This is a genomic window from Aquamicrobium aerolatum DSM 21857, from assembly GCF_900113935.1.
GTDB classification, from domain to species: domain Bacteria; phylum Pseudomonadota; class Alphaproteobacteria; order Rhizobiales; family Rhizobiaceae; genus Aerobium; species Aerobium aerolatum.
Window position 1 is genome coordinate 87243 of record NZ_FORF01000014.1, and the last position, 18614, is coordinate 105856.

21 protein-coding genes, 1 tRNA gene and 2 pseudogenes are annotated in these 18614 nt (G+C 59.7%); 9 read left to right on the forward strand and 15 right to left on the reverse strand.

Annotation, left to right across the window (positions count from 1 at the left end):
• Positions 1–3 precede the first annotated feature (3 nt).
• From BMZ42_RS12835 to BMZ42_RS12845, 3 genes are all read right to left on the reverse strand, one after another.
• Positions 4–708, reverse strand: a complete 705-nt coding sequence (locus tag BMZ42_RS12835) for an ABC transporter ATP-binding protein (RefSeq protein WP_091523012.1) — start codon at positions 706–708, stop codon at positions 4–6.
• Positions 705–1502, reverse strand: coding sequence for an ABC transporter ATP-binding protein (locus BMZ42_RS12840; RefSeq protein WP_091523098.1), 798 nt, complete (start codon positions 1500–1502; stop codon positions 705–707). The genes BMZ42_RS12835 and BMZ42_RS12840 overlap by 4 nt, the downstream gene beginning before the upstream one ends.
• A 285-nt stretch (positions 1503–1787) precedes the next feature.
• Positions 1788–2993: an ABC transporter substrate-binding protein gene (locus tag BMZ42_RS12845; RefSeq protein ID WP_091523015.1), complete on the reverse strand. Its 1206-nt coding sequence runs from the start codon at positions 2991–2993 to the stop codon at positions 1788–1790.
• Between the two features lie 233 nt (positions 2994–3226).
• Between BMZ42_RS12845 and BMZ42_RS12850 the strand changes: the two genes are divergently transcribed.
• Positions 3227–4027 carry a GGDEF domain-containing protein gene (locus BMZ42_RS12850; protein WP_175556714.1) on the forward strand — a complete coding sequence of 267 codons (801 nt, stop codon included), beginning with the start codon at positions 3227–3229 and terminating at the stop codon, positions 4025–4027.
• A 1-nt stretch (position 4028) separates the two neighbouring features.
• Here the strand turns inward: BMZ42_RS12850 and BMZ42_RS12855 are convergent, their stop codons facing one another.
• From BMZ42_RS12855 to BMZ42_RS12880, 6 genes are all read right to left on the reverse strand, one after another.
• Positions 4029–4910, reverse strand: coding sequence for a 3-hydroxybutyryl-CoA dehydrogenase (locus BMZ42_RS12855; RefSeq protein WP_091523100.1), 882 nt, complete (start codon positions 4908–4910; stop codon positions 4029–4031).
• 130 nt (positions 4911–5040) lie between these two features.
• On the reverse strand, positions 5041–5970 hold the full coding sequence (locus tag BMZ42_RS12860) for an electron transfer flavoprotein subunit alpha/FixB family protein (RefSeq protein ID WP_091523021.1): 930 nt from the start codon (positions 5968–5970) through the stop codon (positions 5041–5043).
• A 24-nt stretch (positions 5971–5994) separates the two neighbouring features.
• Positions 5995–6741: an electron transfer flavoprotein subunit beta/FixA family protein gene (locus BMZ42_RS12865; protein WP_091523022.1), complete on the reverse strand. Its 747-nt coding sequence runs from the start codon at positions 6739–6741 to the stop codon at positions 5995–5997.
• 201 nt (positions 6742–6942) lie between these two features.
• Positions 6943–7692 (reverse strand): rhomboid family intramembrane serine protease, encoded by a 750-nt coding sequence (locus BMZ42_RS12870; protein ID WP_091523025.1) that lies wholly within the window; start codon positions 7690–7692, stop codon positions 6943–6945.
• Between the two features lie 37 nt (positions 7693–7729).
• Positions 7730–8314 carry a cob(I)yrinic acid a,c-diamide adenosyltransferase gene (locus tag BMZ42_RS12875; RefSeq protein ID WP_091523027.1) on the reverse strand — a complete coding sequence of 195 codons (585 nt, stop codon included), beginning with the start codon at positions 8312–8314 and terminating at the stop codon, positions 7730–7732.
• A 10-nt stretch (positions 8315–8324) separates the two neighbouring features.
• A complete protein-coding gene (locus BMZ42_RS12880; protein WP_091523029.1) occupies positions 8325–8522 on the reverse strand; it encodes a twin transmembrane helix small protein in 198 nt (65 codons plus the stop codon).
• Between the two features lie 132 nt (positions 8523–8654).
• On the opposite strand from BMZ42_RS12880, the gene BMZ42_RS12885 reads away from it, so the two are divergent.
• Positions 8655–9509, forward strand: coding sequence for a YihY/virulence factor BrkB family protein (locus BMZ42_RS12885; RefSeq protein WP_091523032.1), 855 nt, complete (start codon positions 8655–8657; stop codon positions 9507–9509).
• 199 nt (positions 9510–9708) lie between these two features.
• Entirely contained in the window at positions 9709–11442 is a 1734-nt protein-coding gene (locus BMZ42_RS12890) for a methyl-accepting chemotaxis protein (protein WP_091523034.1), read from the forward strand.
• A gap of 40 nt (positions 11443–11482) precedes the next feature.
• On the opposite strand, the gene BMZ42_RS12895 is transcribed toward BMZ42_RS12890, so the two are convergent.
• Positions 11483–12346, reverse strand: coding sequence for a DMT family transporter (locus BMZ42_RS12895; RefSeq protein ID WP_091523102.1), 864 nt, complete (start codon positions 12344–12346; stop codon positions 11483–11485).
• Between the two features lie 150 nt (positions 12347–12496).
• Here BMZ42_RS12895 and BMZ42_RS12900 point away from each other — a divergent pair, with 150 nt between their 5' ends.
• Positions 12497–12784, forward strand: a complete 288-nt coding sequence (locus BMZ42_RS12900) for a hypothetical protein (RefSeq protein WP_091523037.1) — start codon at positions 12497–12499, stop codon at positions 12782–12784.
• Here the strand turns inward: BMZ42_RS12900 and gluQRS are convergent.
• Positions 12779–13654, reverse strand: a complete 876-nt coding sequence (gene gluQRS, locus BMZ42_RS12905) for a tRNA glutamyl-Q(34) synthetase GluQRS (RefSeq protein ID WP_091523039.1) — start codon at positions 13652–13654, stop codon at positions 12779–12781. The genes BMZ42_RS12900 and gluQRS overlap by 6 nt on opposite strands.
• 75 nt (positions 13655–13729) lie before the next feature.
• Here gluQRS and BMZ42_RS12910 point away from each other — a divergent pair, with 75 nt between their 5' ends.
• Together BMZ42_RS12910 and BMZ42_RS12915 are read left to right on the forward strand one after the other, a co-directional pair.
• Positions 13730–14383 (forward strand): DNA-3-methyladenine glycosylase family protein, encoded by a 654-nt coding sequence (locus BMZ42_RS12910; protein ID WP_091523041.1) that lies wholly within the window; start codon positions 13730–13732, stop codon positions 14381–14383.
• Between the two features lie 123 nt (positions 14384–14506).
• Positions 14507–15064: an HNH endonuclease gene (locus BMZ42_RS12915; RefSeq protein WP_091523043.1), complete on the forward strand. Its 558-nt coding sequence runs from the start codon at positions 14507–14509 to the stop codon at positions 15062–15064.
• Positions 15065–15067: 3 nt separating this feature from the next.
• On the opposite strand, the gene BMZ42_RS12920 is transcribed toward BMZ42_RS12915, so the two are convergent.
• Both BMZ42_RS12920 and BMZ42_RS12925 read right to left on the reverse strand, forming a co-directional pair.
• Complete coding sequence (locus BMZ42_RS12920) at positions 15068–15574, reverse strand: disulfide bond formation protein B (RefSeq protein WP_091523046.1); 507 nt, start codon at positions 15572–15574, stop codon at positions 15068–15070.
• 7 nt (positions 15575–15581) lie between these two features.
• On the reverse strand, positions 15582–16166 hold the full coding sequence (locus BMZ42_RS12925) for a YqaA family protein (protein WP_091523048.1): 585 nt from the start codon (positions 16164–16166) through the stop codon (positions 15582–15584).
• A 143-nt stretch (positions 16167–16309) separates the two neighbouring features.
• Here BMZ42_RS12925 and BMZ42_RS12930 point away from each other — a divergent pair.
• Positions 16310–16394: transfer RNA gene (locus BMZ42_RS12930), tRNA-Leu, on the forward strand.
• 301 nt (positions 16395–16695) lie between these two features.
• Positions 16696–16989 carry a hypothetical protein gene (locus BMZ42_RS17785; protein WP_139207923.1) on the forward strand — a complete coding sequence of 98 codons (294 nt, stop codon included), beginning with the start codon at positions 16696–16698 and terminating at the stop codon, positions 16987–16989.
• On the opposite strand, the pseudogene BMZ42_RS18485 reads toward BMZ42_RS17785, so the two are convergent.
• Both BMZ42_RS18485 and BMZ42_RS18490 read right to left on the reverse strand, forming a co-directional pair.
• Positions 16936–17217, reverse strand: a pseudogene (locus BMZ42_RS18485) (recombinase family protein); the annotation flags it as partial. The gene BMZ42_RS17785 and the pseudogene BMZ42_RS18485 sit on opposite strands and share 54 nt — an antisense overlap.
• A gap of 13 nt (positions 17218–17230) precedes the next feature.
• Complete coding sequence (locus BMZ42_RS18490) at positions 17231–17905, reverse strand: recombinase family protein (RefSeq protein ID WP_091523051.1); 675 nt, start codon at positions 17903–17905, stop codon at positions 17231–17233.
• 552 nt (positions 17906–18457) lie between these two features.
• On the opposite strand from BMZ42_RS18490, the pseudogene BMZ42_RS18260 reads away from it, so the two are divergent.
• Positions 18458–18614 (forward strand): annotated as a pseudogene (locus BMZ42_RS18260) (IS21 family transposase); the annotation flags it as partial.

Below are 18614 nucleotides of genomic sequence, written 5' to 3' on the forward strand. Positions count from 1 at the left end.
TCCTCAGCCTCCCAGGAACGTTGCACGGACTTCCGGATTGGCGAGCAGCGCCTCTCCGGTATCCGTAAAGCGGTTGGAACCCTGAACCAGCACATAGCCGCGATCAGCGATATTGAGTGCCTGGCGCGCGTTCTGCTCGACCATCAGGATGGCGATGCCGGTGGCGGCAACCTCGATGATGCGATCGAACAATTCGTCCATCACAATCGGTGACACGCCCGCGGTCGGCTCGTCGAGCATCAGCAGCGAGGGCCGTGTCATCAGAGCCCGACCGACCGCGACCTGCTGGCGCTGTCCACCCGACAGCTCGCCGGCGGGCTGCCTGCGCTTTTCCTTCAGAATCGGGAAAAGGTCGAAAACCTGCTCCATCGTGTCGGAAAAGTCGTCGTGGCGGATATAGGCCCCCATTTCGAGGTTTTCCTGGACGCTCATCGACACGAAGACGTTCGATGTTTGCGGCACAAAGCCCATGCCGGCCTTGACGCGGTCCTGCGGCGACAAGGCAGTGATGTCCTGGCCTGCCAGTGTCACGCGGCCTTCACGTAAAGGCAGCATGCCGAAAATGGCTTTCATCGCTGTCGATTTGCCCGCGCCGTTGGGGCCGACGATGACAGCAATCTCGCCCTTGTCGACCGCAATGGTGCAGCCGTTGAGAATATCTGCGCCGCCATAGCCGCCGCGCATGGTTTCACCAATCAGGAAGCTCATTGGGTGCCTCCTCTGGCTTTGCGCGCTGGCTTGTTCTTCAGCCCTCGGCCCAGATAGGCTTCGATGACCTGCTCGTTGGCCTTGACCTCGTTGGCGGTCCCCTTTGCGAGCACCTTGCCCTCAGCCATGACGATGACCGGGTCGCACAGGCGTCCGATAAAATCCATGTCGTGTTCTATCATGCAGAAAGTATAGCCGCGCTCGCGGTTGAGGCGCAGGATCGCGTCGCCAAGCGTGTTGAGGAGCGTGCGGTTGACGCCTGCGCCGACCTCGTCGAGAAACACGATCTTGGCATCGACCATCATCGTGCGGCCCAGCTCGAGAAGCTTCTTCTGACCGCCTGAAAGGTTGCCTGCGAGTTCGTCCGCGACATGCGATATTTCGAGGAACTCGATCACCTCGTCGGCTTTGGCTCGAACTTCTTCTTCTCGATCACGTACCTTCGACGGACGTATCCACACATCGACCAGCCGCTCACCGGGCTGGTTGTCCGGTACCATCATCAGGTTTTCGCGCACTGTCAGCGTGGAGAACTCGTGGGCAATCTGAAATGTACGCAGCAATCCCTTATGGAAGAGCTGGTGCGGCGACAGGCCGGTAATGTTTTCGTCACCGAGCCACACCTTGCCGGAGCTGGGCTTGTAGTGGCCTGCGATAACGTTGAAGAGTGTTGTTTTTCCTGCACCATTTGGACCGATCAGGCCGGTAATCGAGCCTTTGGCGATTTCGATACTCGCCCCGTCGACGGCCTTGAGGCCTCCAAAATGCATGTGCAGATCATCTACCCGGATCATCCGCGTCCCCTTGAGCCTTTTCGGCTCGTTGTTGTTGTCGTGCGATGAAGCGGAATCTTCAAGCTTAAAGCAATAGGGAAATGCGTCCCATCTGGCGTTTTCACGCCATTTTTCTGCATTCTCTAACGAAAACCCGCTTCCTGAACCAAGAAAGTCCGTCAAATCCATGCAGTCGGAGGGTCGTCGTCCATCAAAGCATGGGTGAAAGGCCGGTCCGCTGGCCTCCCGCCGGATTGAAAAAGAGCCCGGCGCTTTTCAGGGCCGGACTCTTTGTCTCACGTTTTTTTAGCGGAACTGGACAGTCTTGAACTCGCCGCCTTCGATGACGTATTCGCGGTAGGTTCCGGCTGCTTCGCCTGGGCCAATCAGCTCGACATTGGTTGCGCCGACATAGTCGACATCGCCGCCGTCCTTGAGGATCTGAAGGCCGCGCGCGAGGTCGCCGGCCAGGATTTTCTCACCCGGACCGTTTGCGACATCGAGCATCGCATCGCGGATTGCGGTGCGGTCGGTCGATCCGGCCTTCTGCATGGCCAGTGCGATCAGCGCAGCGGCATCATAGCTTTCGCCGGTGTAGGAGCTGGACGGATCGAGGCCGGCGGCGGTAGCTGCCTCGGCGAACTTCGTTGCGCCTTCGCCTTCGGTGCCTGGGATCACGCCATAGGAGCCTTCAACGCCATCGCCCATCGCGGCGATCAGGCTCTGGCCGTACATGCCGTCGCCAAGCACGAAGGTTTCGAACGCGCCCGTGTCAACAGCAGCGCGGATGATGCCAACGCCGCCCTGGTCGACATAGCCGAGCACAACGAGAGCCTCGCCGCCTGCTGCGGCCAGTGCGCCGACTTCAGCGGAGTAGTCGCCCTTGCCGTCGTCATGTGGAGCAGCGATCGTCACCTTGCCGCCAGCGGCTTCAAAAGCAGAGACGAACGAGTCGGAGAAGGCCTTGCCGTAGTCGTTGTTGGTGTAGCTGACGGCGACTGTCTTGACATCCTTCGAGCCCAGAACGTCGCTGATGACCTTGCCCTGACGTGCGTCGGATGGCGAGGTTCTGAAGAAGTAGTCGTTGTCGGCAATGTCGCTCAGCGCAGGCGAGGTGGCGGACGGGGAAATCATCACAACGCCGTTTGGCACCGCAACGTTGTTGACGATGCCGATCGTCACGCCCGAGCAGTCAGCGCCGACGATGGCGGAGACGTTTTCCGTCGTCACCAGACGTTCAGCTGCGGCCGTTGCTGCAGCGTTGTCGATGCAGGTCGAGTCGGCGCGAACCGATACCAGCTTCTTGCCATCAAGCAGCAGGCCGCTGTCGTTGATTTCCTTCATTGCCAGCTCGGCACTTGCGGCCATTCCTGGCGTGATGCTTTCGAGCGGGCCGGTAAAGCCCAGAATAATGCCAATCTTGACATCTTCAGCCTGTGCGGCGGCCGAGGCAGCGAGAAAAGCTGCGCCTGCGACCGATGCTGCGAGCAGCTTGCGGGTCCTGGATGACATACGAAAAACCTCCACTTAAGTAACGTCCCGGTTATTTGCGCCCGGCTCCTGAATGGGCCGGATTGGGCGCGATACTGTTACTGCGCCGCGATTTTGTAAAGGCTCGTTCACTCAAATAGGGGTGGCAAAAGAATAAATGTCGGCGAGGCGCAGTTGTGTGTTGCTGATAACCCGGCGTTCATCTGTTTTCGGCATCTTTGATTGAACGCAGGAAGCAGGGTGGGAGGCTTTACTTGCGCAGTAGCGATAGTCGGGGTGCTTTTTCCATAAGGGGCCTTGCCCGTGTAGTTGCCTGGACATTGTCGGGAACGTCGGTGGCGGTGTGCATAGCTGTCGCCTATCACTGGTTTGTCTTCCGGCAGTTTGGCGACGATGTTCTGCGTGAGAGTATTTCCAGTGCAATCGTGCTGCCGATTGTGATCGGCGGCCCGTTCTTTTTCTATCTCAATCACAAGCTGCGTGAACTGGCGATTGCAAACCGGCGTTTGCGCGACCTTGCATCGCGCGACAGTTTGACGGGCAGCCTCAGCCGTTCCGCCTTTTCCGCCCTTGTGGAGACACGGCTTGAAGCAGCATGCGCACGTAACGCGCCGGGAGGCGCTTTGCTTGTCGTCGACGTCGACCACTTCAAGGTCGTCAATGACCGTTTCGGTCACGACAGCGGAGATGAAGCGCTTCGGCTGATTTCCGAGGCGATGGCTTCGGTGTTACGCCGTGATGATGTGATCGGGCGGCTGGGTGGCGAGGAGTTTGGCATCCATCTGCCGGATGCCAACGGCGCGGTGATGGCAAAGGTTGCGGAGCGCGTGCGGATGGCTGTGGCCTGCGTGGACTTCCGGCCAGATGGCCGGCCCCATCCGATATCCGTCAGCATTGGTGGCGCCATCCATGATGGCCAGGCCAATTTCCCGCAGGTCTTTCGTGTGGCCGATCAGAACCTGCTGCTGGCCAAGCGCGAAGGTCGCGATCGGATCAGGGTCAATGCACCGCCCCGGCTGGTTCCGTCAGCCGCGACATTGATCGACGCTCCCTAAATCAGCGCGTCGGGACCGGGTGTTCTCCGCGATAATCATAGAAGCCACGACCGGTCTTGCGTCCCAGCCAGCCGGCCTCGACATATTTCACCAGCAGCGGGCAGGGGCGGTATTTGGAATCCGCCAGCCCGTCATGCAGAACCTGCATGATTGACAGGCAGGTATCGAGCCCGATGAAGTCGGCCAGTTGCAGCGGACCCATTGGATGGTTGGCACCCAGCTTCATGGCGGTGTCGATGGCCTCGACGGTGCCGACGCCTTCGTACAGCGTGTAGATCGCTTCGTTGATCATCGGCAACAGAATGCGATTGACGATGAAAGCGGGGAAGTCTTCCGCGACGGTGACGGTCTTGTCGAGACTTGAAACGAATTCACGGGCCGACTCAAAGGTCGAGTCTTCTGTCGCGATGCCGCGCACCAGTTCAACCAGCTTCATCAGCGGCACCGGATTCATGAAATGAATGCCAATGAACCGCTCGGGCCGATCGGTTTGCGCGGCCAGCCGGGTAATCGAGATTGACGATGTATTGGTCGCCAGCAATGCCTCGGGATTAAGGATCGGGCAAAGCTGCGCGAAGATCTTGCGTTTGACGCTTTCGTCTTCGGTGGCGGCTTCGATGACCAGGTCGACGTCAGCAAGGTCTTCCATCGTGGTGGCGGGAGCGATTAGTTCGATTGCCCTGCGACGCACGGAATCGTCCAATTTCCCGGACGCAACCTGACGGGCCATGTTGCCGTTGATCGTGGCAATCCCGCTTTCGATCCGATCGCTGGAAATGTCGTACAGCTTCACCTTGTAGCCGGCCTGCGCGGCGACATGCGCGATGCCGCTGCCCATCTGGCCCGCGCCAACGACACCCAGTGTTTCGATCTTGCCCGTCATGACGTCAATCCTGTTGGCGGCCGTGATGGCCGTCACTTATTGCAGTGCAAAATAGAAGGGCGGGGTAGCTTGTGTCTACCCCGCCCGACGCAAATTAGGTCATGTTGGCACATTGGCCAAGAGGGAAGGCTTAAAGCGCCTTCTCAAGCTCTGGCAGGATGGTGAACAGGTCGCCGACGAGGCCATAATCCGCCACCTGGAAGATCGGGGCTTCTTCGTCCTTGTTGATGGCGACGATCACCTTGGAGTCCTTCATGCCAGCAAGATGCTGGATCGCGCCGGAGATGCCGACGGCGATGTAGAGCTCGGGGGCAACCACCTTGCCGGTCTGGCCGACCTGCCAGTCGTTCGGGGCATAGCCCGCATCGACCGCAGCGCGCGAGGCACCGACTGCAGCGCCGAGCTTGTCGGCGATCGGGAGGATGACTTCCTCGAACTTTTCCGACGAGCCGAGAGCACGGCCGCCCGAGATGATGACCTTGGCCGAAGTCAGTTCCGGACGATCGCTTTCCGACAGGCGGTTTTCGACGAAGCTGGACAGGCTCGGATTGGCGGCTGCTGCAACCGTCTCGACCGCAGCCGAACCACCGTCAGCGGCAGCCGAGAACGAAGCCGTGCGCACGGTGATGACCTTCTTGGCGTCGCTCGACTGGACGGTCTGGATCGCGTTGCCGGCATAGATCGGGCGCTTGAAGGTGTCGGCCGAGACAACTTCGGTGATTTCCGAGATCTGCATCACGTCGAGAAGGGCGGCAACGCGCGGCAGCACGTTCTTGCCGGTGGTGGTGGCAGCCGCAATGATGGCGTCGTAGCCGTCGGCCAGCGAGACGATCAGGGCAGCGGTCGGTTCTGCGAGGCGCTCGGAAAGCTCGTCCGAATCAGCCAGCAGCACCTTGCGCACGCCGCCGAGCTTGGCGGCTGCATCGGCGACAGCCTGTGCGCCCTTGCCGGCAACCAGCACGTCGACGTCGCCGCCGATCTGCGAGGCAGCGCTCAGCGCCTTGGCGGTCTGGTCGGAAAGGGATGCGTTGTCATGTTCGGCAATCAGAAGAATAGCCATGTTCGTAATCTCCTTGTGACCGAGTTAGAGGACGCCAGCGGACTTGAGGCTGGAAACCAGTTCCGCCACGTCCTTGACCTTGACGCCTGCCTTGCGGCCGCCTGGCTCCTCGGTCTTGAGGACCTTCAGGCGCGGCGCCGTGTCGACGCCGTAGTCGGCAGCGGCCTTCTCGTCGAGCGGCTTCTTCTTGGCCTTCATGATGTTGGGTAGCGAAGCATAGCGCGGCTGGTTGAGGCGAAGGTCGGTGGTGACGATCGCCGGCAGCTTGACGTCTACGACCTGCAGGCCGCCGTCGACTTCGCGGGTGACCTGAGCCGAGCCATCGCCGAGTTCGACCTTGGAGGCAAAGGTTGCCTGGCCCCAGCCGAGCAGCGCTGCCAGCATCTGGCCGGTCTGGTTGGCGTCGTCGTCAATTGCCTGCTTGCCGAGGATGACGAGTTGCGGGGCTTCGGCCTCGACCACGCCCTTCAGCAGCTTGGCGACAGCCAGCGGCTCAACGACGTCATCAACCTTGATCAGGATGCCACGGTCGGCGCCCATGGCCAGCGCGGTGCGGATCGTCTCCTGGGCCTGCGCCGGTCCGATCGATACCACGATGATCTCTTCGACCTTGCCGGCTTCCTTCAGACGGAGCGCCTCTTCGACGGCGATCTCGTCGAACGGGTTCATCGACATTTTCACATTGGCAAGCTCGACGCCCGACCCGTCGGACTTCACACGGATCTTCACGTTGTAGTCGACAACCCGCTTTACCGGAACAAGTACTTTCATGCGCTTAGGACCTTTCAGACGATGTTTCGGGCCGGCTGTTGCGCCTCAGACCATCCCTTGACTGGAAACATATGTCACGTTTCCTGCTTTGCGACGGGTGGATGCATGCCGTAGCTGCAGAGGCTGTAGTCATCCCTCTGCCCAGCGTCAATATCGGTTTGCACGTCAAACCGTTTGAAAAATTCGCTTGAGGACTGCGATTCAGTTCCGGCCCCAGCGGGATGGCTGCTCTGCAGGGGTTGCTGCTTGCGCGGCTGGCGGGCGTACAATTTCGCGGTTGAATATTGGAACGCCCCGCCGTCGCAACAACACGACCAGAATAGCCCCTGCGAGGATGCCGCCGACATGAGCTGCCCATGAAACCTCGTCCTCTCCCATGATTGCGAGCATCGCAAACTGAAACAGCACCCACAGCGCGAGAAGGATCCAGGCTGGCAAGCGCAGTGGCACGCGTCCGAGCGCCAGCACCCACACTTTCACGCGCGGATGGAGGATGAGATAGGCTGCGACGATGCCGGCGACTGCGCCCGATGCGCCGATCAGCGGCGCATGCGAGTCCGGAACGATCAGGCCGTGAGCAAACGCACCGACTACCGCGCAGGCAAGATAGAAGATTGCGAACCTGAAATGGCCCAGCGCGTCCTCCACATTGTCGCCGAACACCCAGAGGAACAGCATGTTGCCCGCCAGGTGCCAGAAATCGGCATGCAAGAAAGCGTAGGTCACATAGGTCGCATAGCCGGGGACGATGTCCATCGTCGGCGGCCGGATGACATCCTCGAAAATTGTCACGGGAATGTAGCCAAGGCCGATTGTTGCAGCCGTGACGAAATCCTCGGTGGCGACCTTCGCGAACAGATAGATCAGGCAGTTGATCGCGATGATGCTGTAGGTGACGTACGGCGCGCGGATATGCTTCAGGGCGTTGGCGTCATGCAGCGGTATGAACATCGGGCCTCCCGGCACGCGACAGGCTGGCGGGCCCGGATCAGCGGTTCTGACCGGGCACCCATAGCACGTCAGTTGTGCCATTGTCATTGACGGCGCGGCCGGCAACAAAAAGGAAATCGGAGACACGGTTGATGTATTTCAGCGCCTCGCCTCCGACGATCTCGCCTTCGGTCTGCGACAGTTCCACCATCAGCCGTTCGGCGCGGCGCGAGACGGTGCGTGCCAGATGCAGTGCGGCCGCCGCTGGCGATCCGCCTGGCAGGATGAACGAGCGCAGCGGTGCAATCGGCTTGTTGAGTGCGTCGATGTCGTTCTCGAGGCGCGCGACCTGCGAGGCGATGATGCGCAGCGGCTCATAGGAAAAAAGCACTTCGCCGGTATCGGGGGTGGCAAGGTCGGCACCCAGATCGAACAGGTCGTTCTGGACCCGGCTCAGCATGGCGTCGATTTCGGGATGGCTTGTTGCCGTGTGAATGCGCGCCATGCCGATGCAGGCATTGGCTTCATCCACCGTGCCGAATGCTTCGATCCGCAGGTCATGCTTTGGCCGGCGCGGGCCAGCTCCAAGCCCCGTCGTGCCATCGTCTCCCGTGCGGGTATATACCTTGTTGATCTTGACCATGGTTCCCTCGTCAGCCGCCCGTCTGAGACAGGTAAAGTGCGATCATGATGAACACGAGCGCTACAAACTGGAGCACCACGCGTGCCTGCATCAGCTTGTTTGAAGTATTGCCCGAGCCACCCTTCATCATGTTGACCAGTCCACGAATGAGCACCACCACCACCGCGAACATGAACAGGATTGCGAGAAAATAGAAGGCTGTGGACATCGGCGTTCTTTCTGAACCAGGTCTTGCACGCTATGCAACTTTAGGGCGCCTAGGCGCTTATCGTCCCGGTAGGCTTGCGTGTTGTGGGCCTCATTTCCCATATTCGCGTGCGGGACACAATCGGCCAAAAAGATGCTGCGGATAATTGCAATCACCAAACGCGTTCTCGGGGACGCTCTCGGACACTTTAATTACGACGATGGCTGGGCGCTTTCCAGTCACATCGCGTTGTCAGCGCTTCTCGCGCTATTTCCGTTCCTGATCTTTGCGACATCGCTCGCCAGTTTTCTGGGCGCACAGGCATTTGCCGACACGGCGGTTCATCTGATCTTCGACACCTGGCCGGATGCGATTGCGGCTCCAATCGCGCGCGAGGTCGAAAATGTGCTGACGATCCAGCGCGGTGATTTCCTGACTATTGGTATTCTGGCCGCCGCCTATTTTGCGTCCAACGGCATCGAGGCGCTGCGGGTAGGGTTGAACCGTGCCTATCGCGTCATCGACACGCGCTCGATCTTCTATCTGCGTGCGCAAAGCCTTGCTTTCGTCGTCCTGGCGACGATCGGCTTCCTGATCGTCTCGACGCTGCTGGTTTTCCTGCCCATCGCCATCGGCATCGCCGAGCGGACGCTGCCATGGATCACGCCCTATACCGGGACGATTGCGCTTTGGCGTATTTCCATTGCCGCGCTGATCATCGTCTTTGCGCTGATCGTCGTGCATCTCTACCTGCCTGCCGGCCGGCGCAAGTTCCGGGACATTGTGCCTGGCTTGTTGTTCACGCTGGTGTTCTGGGTTGTCGGCTCGTCGGCCTTTGCCGCCTATCTGGGGCACTTCTCATCCTATGCGTCGACTTATGCCGGACTGGCATCTCTGATGATCGCGCTGGTATTTCTTTATATTGTTTCGGCAATTTTCATTCTTGGCGGCGAATTGAACGCTGCGATCAAGAGATATACTGACGCGCGCGCCAAGGTTCCGCGATAACGGGAAGTAAAACGAACAATTAACGATTCTGATCTAGGTTTGGCGCGGGATGGCAAAAGACGGAAACTAGCCCGAATGGGCTCGGTAGGCATCGGTACCTGGGGGGACCTGTACTGGCGTTTCAACCGATCTCGCGAGGTTTTCCGTGCCCAAGCTACCTTCTTTCCTGACATCCGACAGCACCGCCGTGCTTGCTGTCATGGATCGATCCCAGGCGATCATCCAGTTTGACCTCACCGGCAAAATTCTGGACGCAAACGCCAATTTCTGCACCGCGCTGGGCTATGATCTGAAGGAAATCGTCGGGCAGCATCATCGCATGTTCGTCGAGCCAGCAGAGGCCAACAGCGCCGACTATCGTGATTTCTGGGCGCGACTTGCGCAGGGCGAATACGATAGCCGCCAATACAAGCGGCTAGGCAAAGGCGGCAAGGAAATCTGGATCGAGGCGTCGTACAATCCGGTCATGCGAGGCGGCAAGCCGTACAAGGTGGTCAAGTTCGCGACTGACATTACGGCCATGCGCCAGAAGGCCGTCGAGGATGCCGGCAAGCTGGAGGCGATCTCGAAGTCACAGGCGATGATCGAATTCTCTCCCGATGGCACGATCCTGACCGCCAACGAAAATTTCTGCGCCACGCTCAATTATCATCTGTCCGAGATACAGGGGCGCCATCACCGGATGTTCTGCGATCCCAAATATATCGAAACGCAGGACTACCGAACCTTCTGGCAACGCCTTGCCAATGGCGAGTTCATTGCCAATGAGTTTGTCCGTTATGGCAAAGGCGGCAAGGAGGTCTGGATTCAGGCTGCCTACAATCCGATTGTCGACATCCATGGCAAGGTGTTCAAGGTCGTCAAGTTCGCCACGGATGTCAGCGAGCGGATGGGGGCGGTGACCGCGCTTGCCGCAGGCCTGCGCAAACTGGCCGACGGGGATCTCGACCAGAACATCGATCGTGCATTCGTGCCGTCCATGGAAGCGGTGCGGGTGGATTTCAATCAGGCTGCGCAGAAGCTGTGCGCTGCGATGAAAGGTGTTGGTCAGAACGCCAGCACAATTGCTGCGGGGTCGGAACAGATCCGCGTTGCCGCCGCAGACCTGTCCAAGCGGACCGAGCAGCAGGCAGCTTCGGTCGAGGAAACCGCCGCAGCGCTCGAGCAGATCACCGCGACGGTCACCGACTCTAGCAAACGGGCAGAAGAGGCTGGCCAGCTGGTCAACCGCACCCGCGAGGACGCCGAGCGTTCGAGCAATGTCGTGCGCGACGCGGTTGAGGCGATGGGCAAGATCGAAGCTTCGTCGGGCGCGATTTCCAACATCATCGGGCTGATTGACGAGATCGCGTTCCAGACCAATCTTCTTGCGCTCAATGCCGGTGTCGAGGCGGCGCGGGCCGGTGAGGCGGGCCGGGGCTTTGCGGTTGTCGCTCAGGAAGTGCGCGAGCTGGCACAGCGCTCGGCGGCCGCTGCCAAGGACATCAAGGAACTGATCGTCAAGTCAGGCGAGCAGGTGCGCTCCGGCGTCTCCCTCGTCAACGAAACTGGCGTGGCTCTTGAACGTATTGTCGCCCAGGTTCTCGAGATCGACACGAACGTGACCGCGATCGTGCAGGCCTCACGAGAGCAGGCGACCAGCTTGTCGGAAGTCAACCGCGCGGTCACGTCCATCGACCAGGGCACGCAGCAGAACGCCGCGATGGTCGAGGAATCGACCGCTGCAAGTCACAATCTGGCACGCGATGCACAATCGCTGTTTGAACTGATCGCACAGTTCAGGACCGGCGCGAGCGCCGAGGGGCTTGTACCAGCCCCCGCCAGGCAATCCGCACGTCCGGTTGCATCACCGGCGCGCGAGCTGATGCGCCGCGTTGCGGGTGGCATCGGCGCAACAGGCGTGGTTGTTCAAGAGGACTGGGCCGAATTCTGAGACCGCGAAGCGATGCAGCAGCCCATCAGCGCGCATCGCTTCAGCGCCGTGTCGCCATTCCGACGCCGACGGTCGTGACGACCATGCCGGCGATCTGAACCAGCGACAGCGTTTCGTTGAAAAGCGCCCAGGCGATAACCGTTGTGACGGCTGGCACGAGATAGAACAGCGACGACACTTTTGACATTTCGCCTTCGCGGATCATCATCATCAGAAGGAAGATCGCCCCGATCGACAGCACCAGGACCAGCCATGCCATCGCGAAGACGATCTCGCCATTGAGCGTGAACTCGCGCGTTTCCAGAGCCAGTGAACCGATCAGCGTCAGCGCCAGCGCGCCGACATATTGCCAGACCGTCACGGTCACCAGATCGGCACTGCCGACGAACCGCTTTTGCCATACCGTTCCGGCACTGATCGCGACCGCGCTGCCGACACAGGCAGCGAAAGTCGCAGCCGTGACGCCGCCGAGCGCATCACCAATCTTCGGGGCCAGCACGATCAGAATGCCCACAAATCCGATCCCGAGCCCGGCCCAGTGGCGAGGTTGCACCCGTTCGCCAAGCGCCCATCCGGCAATCAATGTCGTGATGAGCGGCTGCAGGCCGATGATCAGCGCGGACAGGCCCGCAGGCATGCCGTTCTTGATCGCCCAGAAGACACCGCTCAGATAGATGCCGTGGATCAGCGCCCCGGCAAAGGCGGCGTGTGCGGCCTTTGCCGGCGGCAGCCTTTTGGAGCGCAGTATCAGGGCGATCAGCAATAACAGGATGAGTGTGATCAGGCAGCGCACCGCCAGAAAGCTGAATGGCTCCGCCCTGGGCATTGCATAGCGAGCGCCGATGAAACCGGTTGCCCACAAGACAACGAATAGGGGCGGAATGAAGCGGGTGCTGATGGTCATGACGTCCTGTGCGCGCGGCTTTGGTCTATTGGCTGTAATGCCGAAAGTCTTGGCAAGCAAAATGTAATGATTGATCCATAACCTGTTTTGAGTTGGTGCGCGTGTTCGCGGGGGACGCATCCTTGTCCGAATGGTCGGAAAGGAGATGTCATGTTGTGGAAGCTCGATCCAGTCTGGCTGGCATTGTCGGTCAGCGTGATCTGCATTGTGTCCTTCATCGTCGCGATGGCGATTGATCTTGTGATGGGGGAGGACGGTTTTGGCGCGGTCGGCAACGCCGTGATTCTTACGGTTGGATTTGTCGCCGGCATCCTGTTTGCGGAATGGTGGCGTATCAACCTGCGCGAACTTTCGCATGTCGCCGCTTTTGGCTTGTGCGGTGCGTTGGGCTGCATGCTGGTGACCGTGGCGATCAAGGCAGCCCTGAGCAGACTATAGGCCGATCATCCGGCGTATGTCGTAGGGGGTAAGCCCAGCGGCGCGCAGCGCTGCAAGCGAGGTGTCGCCACGGCTCTTGGCCAGTTTGCGGCCATCGTCTCCGAGTACCAGATCGTGATGGCGATAGACGGGAACCGGCAGGTGCAAGAGTTCCTGCAACAGGCGCTGGATCGCAGTTGCAAAGAACAGGTCGCGTCCGCGCACCACGTGGGTAACACCCTGCAGCGCGTCGTCGAGGACCACCGACAAATGGTAGCTTGTCGGCACCTCCTTGCGCGCGATCACCACGTCGCCCCAGGCAGTTGGCGTCGCGTTGACCAGGCCTGTCTGTCCGGAAGGGCCAGCGCCAAGTTCGTCCCATGTCAGCGGGTGCGCAATCCGCTTGCTTGCCGCCTCGACATTGAGCCGCCACGCGAAAGGCTCGTCCGCCGCCATGCGCCGTTCGCGCTCGCCCTGCGATAGAGTGCGCTCATCGGTTGGAAACAGCGGCATCCCGTCAGGATCGCGCGGCCACTCAATGCCCTCCGCCTCCGCCTGTGAAATTCTGGCGCGCACTTCCCCGCGCGACAGGAAGGACGGGTAGACCAGATCTTCTTCGACCAGATGTTTCAGCGCCTCTTCGTAGTCGTCGAAATGGTCCGACTGCCGGCGGACCGGAATCTCCCATTCGATTCCGAGCCACTCGAGATCGCGATAGATCGCTTCCTCGAAGGCACGGGTGCAGCGCGTCACGTCAATGTTTTCGATGCGCAACAACATCCTGCCGCCCGCTTCTGCGGCAAGCTTGGCGTTGAGAAGCGCGGTATAAGCATTACCCAGATGCATCTCGCCATTTGGGCTTGGTGCAAAACGGAAGACTGGCCTTGTCATGCGGGTGCCGCGACGGGTTGAGATCGTTGTGGGCTGATTGCTACGGTGCGTTTTCAACGACGACAAGGTGAAATCGTGCGAAGAATTGTTGGTTTTGACGATATTGCCGAAGGGCTCGCAGAACTTGTTGTGCTCGATCCGCGTCTTGTTGCGGTGATCGAGCATGCGGGAGATGTTCCCTTGCGTCTCGACAGGCCGGGTTTTGCCAGCCTCGTGTCGATCGTTGTGTCGCAACAGGTCTCGCGCGCCAGCGCCGACTCGATCATGGGCCGACTTGTCAGCCTTGTCGCGCCGCTGGAAGCATCAGGAGTTCTTTCCGGCGGCCTAGATGTGCTGCGTAGCGCGGGCCTTTCCCGGCCCAAGCAGAAGACCGTCCTGGCCCTGGCCGAGGCGGTGGTGGGTGGTGAGATCGATCTTGACCACATGACCCGCATCGGTGCGGACGAGGCGATGGCGCGGCTGACTTCGCTGCACGGCATCGGACCGTGGACGGCGGAGGTGTATCTGCTTTTTTGCGCCGGCCATCCCGACATCTTTCCGGCCCATGATGTCGCGCTGCAAAGCGCGGTCGGTCATGCGTTCCGTATCGAGCCGCGCCCGAGTGCGAAGGCACTCTATGCTCTGGCCGAATCATGGGCTCCGTGGCGCGGCGTGGCGGCCCGTCTGTTCTGGGCCTATTATCGCCAGATGAGGGGTCGTGACGCACTGCCAACGACCCGCGCGACCTAAAAAACATTGAGAAATCAACGTTTCTCACGTTATCGCGACGAATGATATTCCGCTTCACAATACTGCAATCTGAGGATTACAGTATTCGGGCCGATCGATTAACCAGCCTATGGAGGACTGTCAGTGACGATCGCCGTCTCACCAGATGCACTGCCTGCTCTGGTGCTGAACGCGGACTATCGTCCGTTGAGTTACTATCCCTTGTCGCTGTGGTCCTGGCAGGACGCGATCAAGGCGGTGTTTCTTGACCGTGTGAATATCGTTGCCGAGTACGACCATGCCGTGTCGTCGCCATCCTTCTCGATGCGCCTGCCCAGCGTGGTGTGCCTGAAAAGTTATGTGAAACCCTCGCGCCATCCGGCCTTCACCCGCTTCAACGTGTTCCTTCGCGACCGCTTTCAGTGCCAATATTGCGGCACTCATGAAGACCTGACCTTCGACCACGTGATCCCGCGTCGCTGCGGCGGTGCCACCACCTGGGGCAATGTCGTCGCCGCCTGCTCCCCGTGCAATCTGCGGAAAGGCGGTCTTTTGCCTGACCATGCGCGGATGTGGCCACGCCAGAAGCCCTATCAGCCGACGGTGCAGGATCTTCACAACAATGGTCGGGCTTTTCCGCCCAACTATCTGCATGAGAGCTGGATCGACTATCTTTACTGGGATGTCGAACTGGAGCCGTGAGGCTCAGTCCTCTCGCAGGGCGCAGATCCAGGCAACCAGCGCAAAAATGACGCTGGCGACAAAATTCCAGCCGGCGAAGGACAGGCCGAGAAAACGGCCTGCAGCGTCCGTGCAGGATGGCGGGATCGCCATGTTCAGCTGGTCCAGCAGGCTGCCGCCGAGCTGCGGCGCTGCAACCATCCCGCAGTCGGCGGGGCCGGGCCACCAGCCCCATTCGACGCCTGAGTGAAAGCCTGAAAGATAGATGCTCCAGGTCATCAGCAGCGCGACTGCGAGCAACAAGCTACGCGTGACGATGGCAGGCATTTTCAGCGCTATCGACGCCAGCGCGAGCAGCGCGATCGGGATGCCGATATAGTAAGGCGTGCGCTGTTCAAGGCACAGCATGCAGGGAATGTAGCCGCCCAGGTGCTGGAAGCCGAGCGCTCCGCCGACGGTTCCGGCTAGTCCCAAGGCGAGGAAGCCTGCGCCAAGGGTCTGCAGTTTGCTGATGGGACCGGTCAATGACATGTGAGCCTCAGAAGATATAGGCGGCGGCGAAGAAGCCGCCGATCAGCAACGCCATGAAGGCGGTGAAAAGAAGGCCGAGATGTTTTTCGATGAACAGGCGGATCGGCTCGCCAAACTTGTAGAGCAGACCGGAAACGAGAAGAAAGCGCGTGCCGCGCGCGGCGAGCGACGAAAGGATAAATACCGGCAGTGACAGTCCCGTTAGCCCGGAGGCGATGGTGATCACCTTGTAGGGCAGCGGCGTGAGACCGCCGAAGATGAACACGATCAGCAGGCCCCAGACGTTGAAGGCTTCCTGAAACTGCTCGAATTTCGACATGTAGCCGTAAAATTCGAGGATCGGCTGGCCGATTGTCTCGAACAGAACCGCGCCGATGAAATAGCCCAGCAGGCCGCCAGCGACAGAAGACAGCGTCGCAATCAGCGCGAAGCGCAACCAGTGGGCGCGGTTGGCCAGCACCATCGGGATCAGCAGTACATCCGGCGGGATCGGAAAGAACGAACTTTCCGCAAACGAGATCCCGGCGAGCGACCGTTCCGCGTGGCGGGTTCGGGCAAGCGACATGGTCCAGTTGTAGAGGCGTTGAAGCATCGGCACCGTTTCTTTCGTTGAACGCCTTGGTAGAAAGAAACGGCTGGGGAGGCAATGCTGGCGTCGGATAGATTGATCTTTGTGAGACGCAATCTGACCGCTTGACGTCGACCGGTTCTGGCGTGTACTTGCGATCCTGCGTTGCCCCTGTGGCGGAATTGGTAGACGCGCTCGACTCAAAATCGAGTTCCGCAAGGAGTGCTGGTTCGATCCCGGCCAGGGGCACCACTTCTGGATTTTGAGACGTGACTGCGTCTAAGACCTTGAACGGTAAGGTAGTTTCAGCGGTTCGAAAGCCCGTTTCCGGGGCATAGTCAAGGTGTTCAGTGAATACCAGCTTGCACACTGCCCTGCGGTCTTCCAACCTCCCAGAATCCCAGAGTTTCCAAGGGTTTGCTAAAAAGTCCAGCGCGGTTCGTAAGGTTGCGTCGAAATCCGGCAACGGCTTGGCCGTACTGATCAGCTTTTCCCCTAGGGCAGCCCTTTCCCTATCTAGGTCCAGTAAGCGCTTCTCGTAGGCCTGCACCAATTGCGGCGCTGTCGAGTTGGCGATCCGGTCCACCAGCAGCTCAATGGACTTGTCCACCGTCTTGACCTGTCGCTCGAGCAATGCCACCCGCTGTCGCACGTCTTCCGCTCGCTTGTTCCACGTCTCGCGGAAGATGCCAGTCGCCAGATCAATCACTTCGCAGGTGGGGACGAGTCCTCTCAGGAGCTTGTCGAAGGCGTCATGCATGTCGTCACGCTTGATGGACTTCCTGGATCGAGGGCACTTCTTGCCGGGGCAGAAATAATAGGCATATTCAGCGCTCCGTCCGGCTGAATATGCACCCGATAATAGCCGACCGCAGTGCGCGCACCGGACTGCTTGCCGCAGAGGAAAATGTTCGCTCAGATTGGCACGGGCGGGCGTCTTCGGGCTCTCACTAAGTCGGTCCTGGATCTTCTGATATGTCTCGAGGCTAATCAGCGCTTCGTGGTGCCCTGGCCTGATGGATATGCCCCACGGCAGAAACTCGATGTATCCTGCGTGCAGAACACTGGTGAGCATCTCAGTCACCCGGTCAAACTTGATGGTTCCATCCCGCTGCTTTGGGAAACCAGGTGCCCCTTCCAGAAAACGCTGTACCTCCGCTCGCGTTTGAAACCGACCACTGGCGAAGCCCTCGAGCGCCTCCGTAACGACCGACGCGATCGGTTCTCGTCGCACCAGTGTGTTCTGCCCTGCCACCTTTGCAAATTGGTACGCGGGGGGGCTTCGACGCGAAGCACCAATAGCCGTTCAGCAATCTTCCCCGCATCCGGTTTCGAACCTGCTCTCCGTTCTTCCGTCTTTGGTGTTGGGAGACACTGGCCAGAAGGAGTTCTACGAGCTCTTCGTCGGAACTATCTCCGAATTCGAAGGACGGGCATTCAAGCTTAGCTCCCGTCGCCGCAATCGCGCGGCGGAGCTTAAGATGGACCTCCACATCTCGCGCCAAACGCGTTATGTCGTCTATGACGACGATACAGTTCTCGTTTCGATGCTTGAGCAAGAACTTGAGCATCTCTGCGAAGCCTGGCCTGGTATCGGTCCCCCCGGTTATGTTGTCCGTGAACATCGCTGCGAGGGCGGGATATCCCTTATGGCGAACGTGTTCCCTGATTCTAGCTTCCTGGGAACCTAGACCGTCGCCTTCCTTCACCTGCTTGGCTCCAGAGACACGTCCGTAACCTACGGGAACGATTTCGTGCTGCATGATCTAATCCTCCTGCGTTTTGGTGAACTCGATACCCGCTTGACATGTCGCGCCCGCCCTTGCCGGACGCGGCCTCGCGGTCGGCGGCTACGCGGACTCGCGGTCGGGATTGCCGAGCGGATCTCCGCGTTTGCCGCAGCCGTGACCTGTTGAACTGGATCAACCCCAAACGCGCGATCGACAAAGTTCTCCATGATCCCACGTAGAACGGCGACCAGATCCTCTTTCGCCTTCGGTGTAGCATTAAACCGGTCGAGCACGACGCCGCCGTGGTCATCTGGAGGATTGTCGGCCTGTTCGAAGGGTCCGAGCCGCTCGTGCTGAAGATCAGCGCTGCTCATGACGGCGCCCTCGGTAGATCGCGACCATATGGAGCAATTGGTCCAGGAGCGGTCGGTCGATATCATGGTCGGTGGCTTCAATACGAATGCCTCTGTGTGATTTTTCATGGAATGAGGACCCTGTTTAAGGGGTGATTTTCGTCCAAACGGGACCCCTTAACGTGGGGTCATCAAAATGCCTCCGGTTTCATCGGAGGCATTTGTGTTTTGGATGTTGATTGTGGAGACGATTGCAAAGATACGCCGGCTTTCGCGGGTTCAGGGCAAGTCGATCAAGGCGATTTGCCGCGAGTTGAAGGTTTCACGGAAAGTGGTGCGCAAGGTGCTGCGCTCGGACGAGACCGAGTTCCGCTACGAGCGCAAGCATC